Consider the following 13979-nt stretch of genomic DNA (forward strand, 5'->3'; position numbering starts at 1 on the left):
AGCTTGTGGACACTGTGTAAGACATTGCAGTACCGTAAGGTGTTTGCCAATGCAGTAGTGGGAGAAGCAAGAATCCCCCTACTTTAGCTGTGGGGAGTGTCAAATCAGGGGAAAATCGAAACGGACAGATTGGCTGGTAAAAAATATTCTTGCAAAGAAAGGGTGGTTTTCTCCACCGTTTCAGACGGAGAAAGAGCTGAGAGATATCCTTCAAAAACTATATAAAGAAACGGATATCCATGTTGACGGTTCTATGGTATATTTCCGTTGTGTGAAGTAATGCAATGATGCTGGATTTATAATAAAGTTTCAGATAATAAGTCTGGAACTTTATTTTTGTCTAAATGGATTATTGTCGTCCGTTCAGGTCTGGATAATGCTCGATTCTCATGTTAAGATAATAGAAAAAAAGGTTAGATGAAACTAATACAAAGAAATACCACTATGTGAAAGGAGAAGAAATTTGAATGTAAATGAAATTGCAAGTCTTGGAAGTAATGTGAAGCCTGTGATTCAGAATGAGAATTGCGCTGTTCTTATGTTAAATGATGCGACAGGAGAGGGCGTTATGACGGTTTACCGAGTAATGCCAGGTGTGATGATTTGTTTTTCAGACATGTACATGGAACAGTGCGCATCTGAATTTTATCTGTATTCTTTTGTGGCTTACCTGTATGAACTGGAGAGTGGGGCTGATTGCAGTGACGGGTGCTGCTGTTTCTCTGATTCAGGATGAAATTGAAATCGAATGGAATTTTGACGATATTTTTTCAGAACAGAGATAACTTGAGCAGGACAAGAATGATTTATCAGAAGATAATAAAGGTGCTGGGACTACCTGATGGAAACGTCAGATAGTCTTCGGCAGAAAAAAATAAAATTTTTTTGTCCTATACTTGACACATCCACATATGCTGAGGCATACGTTTTGCACCAGATGTGCAGAAGCTGGCCTAGATATCAAAGTTTTACAAATGATTATGGGACATAGTGACATAAGCATTACAATGAACATATACAATCACGTAGATGCTGCAAGAGTACAGAATGAAATAAAAAAGCTTGAAAATATAATGTAATAATCAGAGCCATTCCCTTTATCGGGCGTGGCTCTTTTATGACAATTTTTGTGACAAATAAAAGAAAATAGACGCAATCAGACGAAATATTGTTTTTCATGGAAATGCTGAAAATCCTTGTAAACAAAGTGTTCTTGATATATGATGAAACAAGTCGAAGCCCGTTGTTGCTTTATGTGGCGGAAAGCGGTGGATCAAAAATCCTGGTATAAATAATATAATAAGAAGAAACGGTAAAGCAGAAAATCTTCCTGACGGACTTGTGCTTACCGTTTTTTTTATTTCTGTCGTTCCCATACCTGGCCGATCGGGAAGGACGGAGTGGATTCTGCAAGAAAGTCTTCCAGTGCATTTTCGAAGAATTCCACGGCACGTTTGCTAGTGGACTTTGGATATTTATGCTTGATCTTATAGCAGACACGGTTTGGCGGTGTGTTTTTCAGTTCACTGATAAAAAGAGGCCGGTAATGGGAAAGCTCCAGGATCACAGACTGTGGTGCGACCATCCAGTTTCCCGGTTTTTTCCAGAGACGGTCCAAAAGTGTGATGGTATCTGCCGCAATGTGAGGCCTGGAAGCGGAGGAAAGCCAGCGGTCATGCCAGATCTGATAATTGTCATCCCAACTTAAAAACAGCTCCAGGGATGGATCCAGCTCATCGGTATGTATTGCCGGAGCCGGAATCACTGGCTGATCCGATTGTATCAGATAAAGTTTTTCTTCGAAGATTTTCTCTGTTATGATATTCTTGTAATGCAATTTGTGGTAGACAAATCCGATATCAATGCTGTGTTCTCCAAGAAGACCGTAGAGCTCTGAAGAGTGATGGGACTCGATGTTCAGGTCCAGCTTGGTCTGCTCATTTAAGATCCTGTCATACAGTGGTGCGAAAACAGCTACGTTCAGGCTGTCTGTACAGCCGATGGTAAGCAGCAGGGAATCCTGATTGCGCTGCAGCTCCATAGTTTCCTTCCAGAGAGACATCCAGCGTTCCGCAAGGATGATAAAATCCGTTCCCTTGGCAGTCAGTTCCACCTGCTTGTGGCCTTTCTGACGGATCACAAGGGGAAAACCCAGTTCGTTCTCCAGAGATGTGAGCCGGTGGCTGACAGTAGGCTGGGAAAGAAAAAGAAGATCCGCTGTACGGGTGATGCTCTTGGTATTTACAATGGTGAGAAAGGTTTCGATTTCAGCAAGATTCATATGAACAGCTCCTTTTCTTTGGTGTTGTCTATAGGGTGGTTTAAGCTTTGATAATATAAAAATTATTTATATTATACAGAGAAATTATTCGTTATTCAATAGTAAGCTTGTATGATATGATAAATACAATTAAAAAAGAAAATCAAAAGAAGAGAGGTTTTCATATGGCATTAGGATGTAGGATCAGACGAAATTTTGAAAGACCGTCAAAAGAATTAGTAGAAGCCTTCCGTGGGATTCCGGTTGCAAATATTGATGATAACTGTGGAAGGATCGCTGCCGTAGATTCCAGTATTTTCCCGCTGAACCCGAAGGCAAGACTTCTGGGAACTGCATTTACAGTAAATGCACCGGCAGGAGATAATCTTCTGTTTCATAAAGCACTGGATATGGCTCAGCCGGGAGATGTTATCGTTCTTGAAAACAAAGGAAGCCTGAGCAGAGCACTTTGCGGTGAGATCATGAGCAACTACGCAAAATCCAGAGGAATCGCAGGAATCGCTATCAATCCTGGTGATATCATTGTAGGAGACTCAGACGGACTTCTGGCGATCGGACCGGATGAGCATACAGCAGAGCGGTACTCAGATCATTGGCCAGGATGCTCTTGGTCTTCTTCTTGAGATCTGCTCTCACTATGGCCATCATGATGAGACTGTTAAGGCCGGTAAATGGGAGAATAATGATGACTGGTGCTACTGGGATTATCCGATGATCGAGCTTTACGGAAAGACTGCCGGTATCATTGGTCTTGGAAGGATCGGTCAGGCTACTGCTAAGCTGCTTAATGCTTTGGATATGAAGGTTCTTGCTTATGATGTTTATTAGAGTGAGGCTGGTGCCAAGCTTGCGGAGTATGTTTCTCTTGATGAGCTGTTTGCACAGTCTGATGTGATCTTCCTTCACTGCCCGCTTTTCCCGGAGACAGAGGGTATGATTAATAAAGAGAATATTGCGAAGATGAAGGATGGAGTTATCCTTATCAACAACAGCCGTGGTCAGCTTGTTGTTGAGCAGGATCTGGCAGATGCTCTGAATAGTGGGACGGTTTATGCTGCTGGTCTTGATGTTGTTTCTACTGAGCCAATCAAGGGGGGATAATCCGCTTCTCAAGGCTAAAAACTGCATCATCACTCCGCATATCTCCTGGGCTGCGCAGGCTTCCAGACAGAGGATCATGGATATTACGGTTGATAATATCAAGGCTTTTCTGGATGGTAATACGGTTAACAGAGTTAACAAATAGATTTTTTTTCGGTGTTTCGATTTCCTATGTATGATGTGTGAGGAAAGGACGGCTGTCTCGTTTTTTGGGGTGGCCGTCTTTTTCTTTGTGTGGTGGGATGAACCGCACAGGTTGTTATTTTCAATCCTTTATTGTGGTGGATGGAATGAACCGTACGCCGGGGATGTGGCAGCGGTACGGGCAGGGCTCCGTCGGCGGATACTGATAAGGCTCCGGAAATCGGCTAAAAACATTGAGACAGGGGCAGAACTCGCCTCTGGCTCAGACAGCAGCCCCTGTCTCAATAACGCCGATCCCCGCAGCCTAAGCAGTATCACACCTCCTCCGCAGCAGCCCATACCGCTGCCACATCCCCGGCTGAAAATTCAACCGCAGAGAACAGAGAATAGAAGCGAATGTACATCCTGCCCAGTGACAAAAAAACACAACATATAAGAAAAAATCGGCACAACGCTCCACAACCAATACCGAAGCATACAGGAACCAGATCGGCACAGCATCCCACAACCAACACCGAAGCATACAGGAACCAGATCGGCACAGCGTCCCACATCCAATATCCAAGCATACAGACACAAGTCAACACCCTCCCCTCATCCACAACCAAGAACTCCTTAAAAAAAGCCCGAGGGGTGTGCAGAGGGGCCGCGGCTTTGCGGCCCCTTTGCGGTTTTCTTTTTGCACAAAAAAATAGCTCCTACATCGCAAAGATGTAAGAGCTAAATTCGCTGGATGGAGAAGGATTCGAACCTTCGAAGGCGGTGCCAACAGATTTACAGTCTGCCCCCTTTGGCCACTCGGGAATCCATCCGTGAACAACAAATATATTATACATAACATTTGATAAAATTGCAAGCTTTTTCTCAAAAAAAATAATAATTCCCACAGCATCAGCATTTTTGGTAAAATACTGGACTTACCAAAGGAAATCTGCTATTATGAGTACGGTTGGATATAAAGGACACGGTTTTTCCGTATCCTAATACAGGTTAGGAGGATTTTATCATGTTAGTAAACGCAACAGAAATGCTGAAAAAAGCAAAAGCAGGCCATTATGCAGTTGGTCAGTTCAACATCAACAACCTTGAGTGGACAAAAGCTATCCTTCAGACAGCTCAGGAGCTCAACTCTCCTGTAATCCTTGGTGTTTCCGAGGGTGCCGGTAAATACATGACAGGTTATAAGACTGTTGTAGGTATGGTTAACGGTATGATGGAAGAGCTGAACATCACTGTTCCGGTTGCTCTTCATCTTGACCACGGCAGCTATGATGGATGCCTGAAATGTGTTGAGGCTGGTTTCTCTTCCATTATGTTCGACGGATCTCATTATCCGATCGATGAGAACGTAGCTAAGACTAAAGAGCTGGTTAAGATCGTTGCTGAGCACAACATGTCTCTTGAGGCAGAGGTTGGTTCTATCGGTGGCGAGGAAGATGGTGTTGTTGGTATGGGCGAGTGCGCTGATCCTGAGGAGTGCAAGAGAGTTGCAGATCTCGGAATCAACTTCCTTGCAGCTGGTATCGGTAACATTCACGGAAAATATCCGGCTAACTGGCAGGGCTTAAGCTTTGAGACTCTGGATGCTATTCAGAAACTGACAGGAGATATGCCGCTTGTTCTTCACGGTGGTACAGGTATCCCGGCAGACATGATCAAGAAAGCGATCAGCCTTGGCGTTTCCAAGATCAATGTAAATACAGAGTGCCAGCTTGCATTTGCTGAAGCTACACGTAAATACATTGAAGAGGGTAAAGATCAGCAGGGTAAAGGATATGACCCACGTAAGCTTCTTGCACCTGGAGCAGAAGCGATCAAAGCTACTGTTAAAGAGAAAATGGAGCTTTTCGGATCTGTCAATAAAGCATGATGAATCGAAAATAATATATGGAAGAAGCCGGAATGGGAGCAAGCCTGTTCCGGCTTCTTTTTTCATGATAAAATATCAATATTTTTACTATATAAAAAAATCAACATGTTTCTTGATTTTTTTATATAGTGAAAATGACCTCTTCGATTTACAATAATATCAAGTTAATCGAGAAGCTGATTTGAAGCTTATCGGTCAGGAATATGCGAAATGGACGTTTTAAGCATATCCGCGAAACAAATTGAATATCATATAAGGTAAAGGAGAGGTACGATTATGAGAATGAAAAAAGCAACAGCATTTGGTCTTGCAGCTTTGATGGCAGCTACTATGATCCCGGCAGTTCCGGCTATGGCAAAGGGGGATGACAGTGAAGGCTCTGTTTATTATCTGAATTTTAAACCGGAGCAGGCAGATCAGTGGTCAGACCTGGCAAAGAAATACACCGATGAGACTGGTGTACCGGTTACCGTTGTTACAGCTGCTTCCGGAACTTATGAGTCTACTCTGAAATCAGAGATGGCCAAGGATGAGGTTCCGACACTGTTCCAGGTTAACGGACCAGTTGGACTTGCATCCTGGAAGGATTATTGCTATGACCTGAAAGACAGCGATGTTTATAAAAATGTGGAGAGTGACGATTTCGTACTGAAGGAGGACAGCGGTGCAGTTGACGGTATCGCCTATGTAATTGAAACATATGGAATTATTTACAACAAAGCGCTTCTTAAGAAATACTGTGAGATGGATGGCGCTGTGATCAAGTCTGCAGATGAGATCAACAATTTTGAGACATTAAAGAAGGTTGCAGATGATATCCAGGCTAAGAAAGATGACCTTGGAGTTGACGGTGCATTTACTTCCGCAGGCTTTGATTCTTCCAGTGACTGGCGCTTCAAGACACACCTTGCAAACCTTCCAATTTATTATGAGTACAAAGAAGACGGAATCACATCCACAGATGCGATCAAAGGGACCTATCTTGACAACTTCAAGAACCTGTTTGACCTTTATATCACAGATTCTACCTGTGAGCCAAGCCTTCTTTCCAGCAAGACTATCGATGATGCAAATGCTGAATTTGGTCTTGGAGAGGCTGTGTTCTATCAGAATGGAACCTGGGCTTATGATAACATCAAAGATAACGAAGTAGCAGACGAGGATATGGGAATGCTTCCAATCTATATTGGTGTAGATGGTGAAGAGGACCAGGGACTTTGCACAGGCAGTGAGAACTACTGGTGCGTAAACAAAAAAGCAGATGAGAAGGATATCCAGGCAACTCTTGATTTCCTCAGCTGGGTTATCACAAGTGATGAAGGAAGAGAATCTATAAGCCAGGAAATGGGATTTACAACACCATTCAAGACCTTTGATGAGAATTATGAGTCTGCAAATCCGCTTGTAAAAGCAGCCGACGAATATGTAAAAGCTGGTAAAACTCCGGTTTCATGGAACTTTACAACCATGCCTTCTGAAGAGTGGAAAAACCAGGTCGGCAGTGCAATGCTTGAGTATGCACAGGGTACCGGCGAGTGGGATGCTGTGAAAACTGCATTTGTTGACGGATGGGCAAAAGAGTACAAAGCAGCAAATGAAGGCTGATAAGGTATAACTGAAACGTGATCACGAAGGGGTGGGCGGTTTCCGCCTGCCTCTTTTAATGAAGAGAGGATGTGTAAAGTAGGGAAGGATGCATCCTCAGGAGAAAGGAAGAGAAAACATGCAGAATAAGATGATGAAAAAGTATTTTCCGGTTTTTGTCCTGCCTACCCTGCTGGCATTTACCATTGGATTTATCGTTCCCTTTATCATGGGCGTATATCTTTCCTTCTGTAAATTTACCACAGTAACGGATGCAAAATTCGTGGGATTACAGAACTATGTGAAGATTTTTACTGAGGATGGAACCTTTGGACATGCATTATGGTACACCACCGCATTTACGGTTGTATCAGTAGTTCTGATCAATGTGATCGGTTTTGCAGTTGCGTTGCTTCTGACCAAGAAGATCAAAGGAACCAATATATTCCGTACTGTATTTTTTATGCCAAACCTGATCGGTGGAATCATCCTTGGTTATGTATGGCAGCTTCTGTTAAACGGTCTGCTTCTTCAGATCAATAAAACACTTACATATTCTTCTGTTTACGGATTCTGGGGTCTTGTGATCCTGATGTGCTGGCAGCAGATCGGATATATGATGATCATTTACATTGCAGGTATCCAGAATATCCCGGGTGAACTGATCGAGGCTGCACAGATCGATGGTGCGAACAAAGGACAGCTTCTGAAGCATGTGATCATTCCTATGGTCATGCCGTCCATCACCATCTGTACTTTCCTGACACTTACCAACTCCTTCAAGCTTTTTGACCAGAACCTTGCTCTTACAAATGGTGAGCCTTCCAATATGTCAGAAATGCTTGCACTGAATATTTACAATACCTTCTATGGACGTACCGGATGGGAAGGTGTAGGACAGGCGAAGGCCGTGATCTTCTTTATCCTGGTTGGAGCAATTGCCATGATCCAGAATCGTCTCACAAGAAGTAAGGAGGTACAGCAGTAATGAATAAAAAAGTAAAATTCAGCGGTCTGTGGACTGCGATCCTGAGTGTGGTATCTGTTGCTTATATTTTCCCGATCCTTCTGGTTTTGATTAATTCTTTTAAGAAAAAAGCATACATCAGTCGTTATCCCTTTGCGATCCCAACGGATAAAATGTTCGTAGGTCTGGAAAACTATGTAAATGGTCTCACAAAAACCGGATTTTTCCAGGCATTTGGATGGACATTATTTATCACAGTATTTTCTGTTGCGGTAATTCTGCTCTGTACCTCCATGTGTGCCTGGTACATCAACCGTGTTACCAACACGCTGACAAAAACCATGTACATGCTGTGCCTGTTTTCCATGGTCGTACCATTCCAGATGGTAATGTTTACTCTTTCCAAGATCGCAAACATCCTGAAGTTGAATACTCCGTGGGGACTGATCATCATTTATCTTGGATATGGAGCAGGACTTGCGGTATTTATGTTCAGCGGTTTTGTAAAATCCATTCCGATCGAGATCGAAGAAGCTGCCATGATCGATGGCTGTACCCCGATCCAGACATTTTTTAAAGTGGTTCTTCCGGTTATGAAACCGACCTGTGTAACTGTAGCGATCCTGGAAACCATGTGGATCTGGAATGATTATCTTCTTCCATATCTGGTACTTGATATCAAGAAATATAAAACCATTTCCATTGCCATCCAGTATCTGAAGGGCGGTTACGGAACCATTGATATGGGAGCGATGATGGGCGTTCTTGTCCTTTCCATCATTCCGATCATTGCCTTCTATCTTGCATGCCAGAAATATATCATTGAAGGTGTGGTTGCAGGAGCTGTTAAGGGCTGACAAATTAGTTGAATAATGTTAAAATGAAAGAAAAACGGCCTGATCTGCGTGCTTTTACGTGGATCAGGCCATATTTGGCGAGGTGAGGAATGTACAGAGTTTTGGTGGTAGATGATGAAAAACTGGAACGTGACGGAATCCGCTTTCTTCTGTCTATGGAGGAGGGAGAGTGGGAGATTTATGAGGCGGCTAATGGCAAGCTGGCATTAAATGAGTTGAGAAAGCATCCGGTGGATCTGATGCTGACAGATATCAAAATGCCGCATATGGATGGTCTGGAGCTTTCAAAAAAAGCAAGAGAGGAATATCCGGATCTGGAAATTATAATTTTCAGCGGTTATGGAGATTTTGCTTTTGCTCAGGAGGCGATCCGCTATGGTGTGACGGATTATGTACTGAAACCGGTGGATCCGGACCGCTTTCATGACACCATACAGAAGATCCAGAAGGAGATCGCATCCCGGAAAAATAAAGAGCAGCAGTCCATAAAAGAAAAGAGCTTTCTTCAGCAGTATTTTCTGTTGGGCTACATTTATTCCGGAGATCAGGAGCGTCTGAAGGAAGCGGAAGGAATTGTGGATTTTTCTGTCTGGGAGCAGTGGCACTGTGCAATTCTTATTGAATCGGATGAAGCTTTTTTTGATTCTGCCAGTGATGAGGTTCCCCTTGAGATCCGGGAAGAGCTTCGCCGTTCTTTCTTCTATTTGAATCTTAATGGCCGTCAGTCTTTGCTTCTTTTTAAGGATGTGTACTGTGATTATGTCCTTGTGGCAAAAAATGTCTATAATCTTCTGAAGCGTCTTCATCCTGTTCGCTTTCATCTGGCTGTAAGCCGGCGTTTTGACGGATATCAGGAACTGCCGGAAATCATGGAACAGCTGGAGCAGCAGATGGAAGAAAAATTTTATCATCCGGATATTCATGTCTATACCAGCGAGGAGGACGAGGAAAAAAATACCGGAGAAGAGGAGCAGGATTCCAGGCTCATGGAAAAAATCTCAGAAGATATTTCCAGAAAGGATGTGAAGCAGCTGTGGAGCCATTTCCGCAGCCTGGCATCCAAATATCAGTCCAATACCCAGTTTTCGGCCATGTATGTGAAATTTGTTTTTTCCAATGTGATAAGGGAGCTGTTTCAGGAGAATCGTTTTGCCGGAGAGCACAGGCTGGATCTGGAGGTGGATCATCTGTATGGCTGTTCTACCATTCAGGAGATCATTGAGGTTACAGAAAAAAATATCCGCCAGTACGAGGAGTTCCTAGACCGTTCCATGAGCGAATCCAGAGATGAGGTGGCAGCAGTCAAAAATTATATTTACAATCACTATGCGGAAGATCTGAATCTGGAAACACTGGCAGAAAAGGTATACCTTTCGTCCGGCTATCTCAGCTTTATTTTCAAGAAGGAGACGGGGATGAACCTGAATCGTTTTATCCGTGTGTTCCGCATGGAAAAGGCCAAGGAGCTTCTACGAACTACCAACATGAAAGTAGCCATGGTCAGCGAGCAGGTAGGATTTGCCAATTCTTCGTATTTCTGCCGGAGCTTCCGGGAATATTACGGAAGCAGCCCGGAGTCCTATCGGAAAGGAAACAATGAGGATGAAGAGTCTTCTGAAGAAGTATAATAATATGAAATACCGGTACAAGCTGACAAATCTTCTTGTGGTGGTATCCCTGGTGCCGATGACTGTGTTGGCACTGTATAGTCACAGTCGTATGAGTAGTCTTGTACGGAAAAATGAGATGGAGGATATGTACTCCATTTTGGAGCAGACCAGAGAAAACATTGACGGGCAGATCGAAATTTATGCCAGCCTTTTGAATTATCTTACCTATTCTCCTGAAATCCAGGAGGTGATCTTCAACAAAGATATGGATCGTTATACTGCATATGAACAGTATACGGAAGTTGTGGATCCGCTGTTGACGGTGCCGAAATCCTACCACGAAGCAATTCTGGGGATACATCTTTTTGCAGAAAGCATTTCCGTGCGCCATGAATATACCTTGGCTCCGCTTTCAGAGGTTGATGGGGAATGGTGGAGTGACAAATTAAATAATACCGTGACGGTTCAGTGGATCGTGGACCGGGATAATCGTCAGATCGCGGCAGTCAGGGAAATATATGATGGTAAGATCAGGGAGGCTGTGCTCTGTATTTTGTTGGATTACGGAAAAGTATTCCAGCCTCTGGCTAATATTATTGAACGGAATTCCGGCGGCTTTGTGGTGGATGATCAGCAAAATATCGTCTATCATGGAGAAAATCTGGCGGCCAGTGATATTTCAGCACAGAAAGAAACCGCAAAAAAGCTGGATCGTCTGAGGGAAGAATATACCTATGTCAGCAGCAGCGGACATGAAACAAGATGGACCTATTATTTTTACAAACCTCCGGCTGTGATCGAGAGCTCGGTTTCAAAAGTATTGATCAGTGAGATCCCACTGATCGGCTTCTGTGTTGTGATCATCATTGTGCTTGGAATGACGTTTTCTAAGCTGTTTACCAGAAAGATTGAGCAGCTTACCAGAAATATGGAACAGGTGAACCAGGGAAGCCGTGAAGTTACGGTTTACAGTGATTCTGGAGATGAGGTAGGACAGCTGGTGAGAAGCTTTCACCATATGATGGATGAAATTAATCGACTGATCGAAGAAGTGTATGAAAATAAGATCGCTCTGAAGGAATTTGAACTGAAAGCGCTGACTGCCCAGATCAATCCCCATTTTCTTTATAATTCTCTTTCTATTATAAACTGGATGGCGATTAAGAGCCGTCAGAAGGAGATCAGCCGTGTGACACTGGCATTATCTACATTTTACCGGACAGCGCTCAGTAAGGGAGCAGATATGGTGACTGTGGAAACCTGTATTCGGAATATCGAAGCTTATCTGGAAATCCAGCTGATCATGCATGACAATGATTTTAAGGTGGAGTGGAATATCGATCCGTCTGTGCAGCAGGAGTTGGTTCCGAAGCTTGCCCTGCAGCCCATCGTTGAGAATGCTCTGGAGCATGGCCTGGATGTGAAGGAGGAAGGGGAAAAGCTTCTGAAACTTTATTTCTTTGAAGAGAATGGAGATGTAGTGATCCGGGTTGAAGATAACGGAATAGGGATGGAGCAGGAGCAGGCAGAAAAGCTGCTCACATATCAGGCAAAAGGCTATGGCCTTAAAAATGTCAATGACCGTATGTGCATTTTATATGGAGAGAAATATGCCATCCGGATCCTGAGCAAGGTAGGTGAGGGGACAAGCGTTGATATGAGGATCCCGAAAGAGGTAAAAAAAGATGAGACTTAGTCTGGGAAAAACAGTGGTATTTCTGAGTACGATACTGAGCCTGGCACTTTTGACGGGGTGTTCTTTAGGAACTGCAGAAATGGAAAAAACAGATATAGATGTTCTGTCCGAAAAGAGCAGTAAGAGCTGGGAACAGGCAGAAACCATGCCTCTGGGGAAATATCCGGAGCTTGTAACTTATACTCTGGGACAGATGAAAGGGGCTAATAATTCTAATCTTCCGGACGGGCAGACTTATGAGGACAATGCATATACCCGGTATCTGAAAAAAACACTGAATATTCAGAATAAGAATGTTTTTATGGAGAGTGAGGAGCGGTATGACGAAGCCCTGAACATCCTGGTCAAAGATCGGAATCTTCCGGATATTTTTCTGGTGTCGGACAGGGAAACTCTGGAAGAACTGGTTGAAAATGATCTTATCGAGGATCTGACGGAAGTATATAAAAGCTGCGCTTCCGATAAAATAAAGGAAATGTATGAGAGCTATGGAGAGGAACTTTTGGCATCCGGGACTTTTGACGGAAAACTGTATGCACTTCCGGAGACTGCCATTGATGATGGGCCGCAGCTTTTATGGCTGAGACGTGACTGGATGGAGCAGCTGGGACTGAAAGAACCGAAGACACTGGAAGAGGCTTTTTCAGTGATCCGTGCGTTTCAGGAAAACCGGATGGGTGCAGAGGATGGTGAAGATCCTGTGGGACTTGTCTGTGATCCGGGACTTGTGGGCACGGTCAGCACCAGCTATTCGGTGGACTCTGTGTTTGAAAAGTTCGGGGCATATCCGCAGCAGTGGATTGAAAATGCAGATGGAGAAATTGTCTATGGATCGCTGACGGAGGAGACAAAGGAGGCTCTGGGGTATCTCAGAGAGCTTTACAGGCAGGGAATACTGGATTCGGATTTTGCTTTACGTGCACAGAATAATATCCGTGATCTTGTGGTGAATGGAAAATGCGGAGCGTTTTTCGGGCTCTGGTGGACTCCGAATAATCCTCTTATGGATGAGTATCGGAAGAATAAAGAGGCAGACTGGGAACCGTATTATCTGACTGCGGATGTAAAGAGGACTGTGGAGGCATACTCTACGTTTCGAGATAATAAATATGTAGTTGTGCGTAAAGGGTATGAGCATCCGGAGATTGTAATGAAGATTTTGAGTGTGTTGTTTGACCATTCCAGATATGAGGCAGAGGATGCGGATGAGATGAACACTTATTTTGCCTTGAATGTGGATCCTACGGCGCGTCCGCTAATGATCAATGTGGACTATAATGAGGCTACTTATATAGTGACAAAGCATATCCGTGAGGTTCTTTACAGTCCGGGCGATGAGAAGACCAGGGAGGATCTCAGTGCCATTGAGGCGTCTTATTTTGATGCGTGTAAGGAGTATCTTGAGGCGGAGGTGCCTTCGGTAGAGGCCTGGGCGGCGTATAAGTCCAGGATCTCGGCGGTGGGGCTTCTGGTGGATGCGAATTATCGTGCTCCGGAGAAGAAGTATCTGGGGGATGGTGACGGGGAGATTCCTCAGACTTTGCGTTTGCTGGAGAAGAACGCATTTATCCAGATCATTATGGGGAGGATGCCTGTGAGCTCTTTTGACTCTTTTGTGGAAGATTGGTATCGTAAGGGTGGAGACAGTCTTACGGAGCGGGTCCGGGAAGGGCTTGTGGACTCGTGAGGCGGATGTATAGAGGGACGCTAGAGGAAGGTGCATTAGTCCGGGGTGGATGTGGTTGAGGGACGCCAGAGGAAGGCGGCATCGGCCCGGGCAGGGACTCCATCGGGGGATACTACTAGGGCTCCGTGAGACGGCTAAAAGCATTGCGGCAGGGCCAGAACTCGCCTGCGGCTCAGACAGCA

General features: G+C 44.2%; 11 protein-coding genes, 1 tRNA gene and 1 pseudogene. 11 read left to right on the forward strand and 2 right to left on the reverse strand.

The window, feature by feature from the left end; translation table 11 throughout:
• The first annotated feature begins 463 nt into the window (after positions 1-463).
• Together GPK58_RS11485 and GPK58_RS11490 are read left to right on the forward strand one after the other, a co-directional pair.
• On the forward strand, positions 464-736 hold the full coding sequence (locus GPK58_RS11485; protein ID WP_021650832.1) for a hypothetical protein: 273 nt from the start codon (positions 464-466) through the stop codon (positions 734-736).
• A gap of 175 nt (positions 737-911) precedes the next feature.
• On the forward strand, positions 912-1079 hold the full coding sequence (locus tag GPK58_RS11490; protein WP_110925739.1) for a tyrosine-type recombinase/integrase: 168 nt from the start codon (positions 912-914) through the stop codon (positions 1077-1079).
• A gap of 278 nt (positions 1080-1357) precedes the next feature.
• On the opposite strand, the gene GPK58_RS11495 is transcribed toward GPK58_RS11490, so the two are convergent.
• Entirely contained in the window at positions 1358-2281 is a 924-nt protein-coding gene (locus tag GPK58_RS11495; protein ID WP_015527133.1) for a LysR family transcriptional regulator, read from the reverse strand.
• A 164-nt stretch (positions 2282-2445) separates the two neighbouring features.
• On the opposite strand from GPK58_RS11495, the gene GPK58_RS11500 reads away from it, so the two are divergent.
• Positions 2446-2904 (forward strand): hypothetical protein, encoded by a 459-nt coding sequence (locus GPK58_RS11500; protein WP_215638677.1) that lies wholly within the window; start codon positions 2446-2448, stop codon positions 2902-2904.
• A pseudogene (locus tag GPK58_RS11505) lies at positions 2846-3527 on the forward strand (NAD(P)-dependent oxidoreductase); the annotation flags it as partial. The gene GPK58_RS11500 and the pseudogene GPK58_RS11505, both read left to right, overlap by 59 nt.
• Positions 3528-4256: 729 nt before the next feature.
• Here the strand turns inward: GPK58_RS11505 and GPK58_RS11510 are convergent.
• Positions 4257-4338, reverse strand: a tRNA-Tyr gene (locus tag GPK58_RS11510).
• 194 nt (positions 4339-4532) lie between these two features.
• Between GPK58_RS11510 and fba the strand changes: the two genes are divergently transcribed.
• The 7 genes from fba to GPK58_RS11545 all read left to right on the forward strand — a co-directional run bounded on the left by fba (position 4533) and on the right by GPK58_RS11545 (position 13797).
• On the forward strand, positions 4533-5396 hold the full coding sequence (gene fba / locus GPK58_RS11515) for a class II fructose-1,6-bisphosphate aldolase (RefSeq protein WP_015527136.1): 864 nt from the start codon (positions 4533-4535) through the stop codon (positions 5394-5396).
• A 276-nt stretch (positions 5397-5672) separates the two neighbouring features.
• On the forward strand, positions 5673-7001 hold the full coding sequence (locus GPK58_RS11520) for an ABC transporter substrate-binding protein (protein ID WP_021650828.1): 1329 nt from the start codon (positions 5673-5675) through the stop codon (positions 6999-7001).
• Between the two features lie 118 nt (positions 7002-7119).
• On the forward strand, positions 7120-7968 hold the full coding sequence (locus tag GPK58_RS11525; RefSeq protein WP_110104281.1) for a carbohydrate ABC transporter permease: 849 nt from the start codon (positions 7120-7122) through the stop codon (positions 7966-7968).
• On the forward strand, positions 7968-8804 hold the full coding sequence (locus GPK58_RS11530) for a carbohydrate ABC transporter permease (protein ID WP_021650827.1): 837 nt from the start codon (positions 7968-7970) through the stop codon (positions 8802-8804). Before GPK58_RS11525 ends, GPK58_RS11530 begins: the two co-directional genes overlap by 1 nt.
• Before the next feature lie 89 nt (positions 8805-8893).
• Positions 8894-10432 carry a response regulator transcription factor gene (locus GPK58_RS11535; RefSeq protein WP_059085412.1) on the forward strand — a complete coding sequence of 513 codons (1539 nt, stop codon included), beginning with the start codon at positions 8894-8896 and terminating at the stop codon, positions 10430-10432.
• Positions 10407-12110 carry a sensor histidine kinase gene (locus tag GPK58_RS11540; protein WP_215638678.1) on the forward strand — a complete coding sequence of 568 codons (1704 nt, stop codon included), beginning with the start codon at positions 10407-10409 and terminating at the stop codon, positions 12108-12110. Before GPK58_RS11535 ends, GPK58_RS11540 begins: the two co-directional genes overlap by 26 nt.
• Complete coding sequence (locus GPK58_RS11545; protein ID WP_215638679.1) at positions 12100-13797, forward strand: extracellular solute-binding protein; 1698 nt, start codon at positions 12100-12102, stop codon at positions 13795-13797. The genes GPK58_RS11540 and GPK58_RS11545 overlap by 11 nt, the downstream gene beginning before the upstream one ends.
• The last annotated feature ends 182 nt before the right edge of the window (positions 13798-13979 follow it).

It is taken from the genome of Blautia sp. MCC270 (genome assembly GCF_018785605.1).
In the GTDB taxonomy this organism is placed as follows: Bacteria; Bacillota; Clostridia; order Lachnospirales; family Lachnospiraceae; genus Blautia_A; species Blautia_A fusiformis.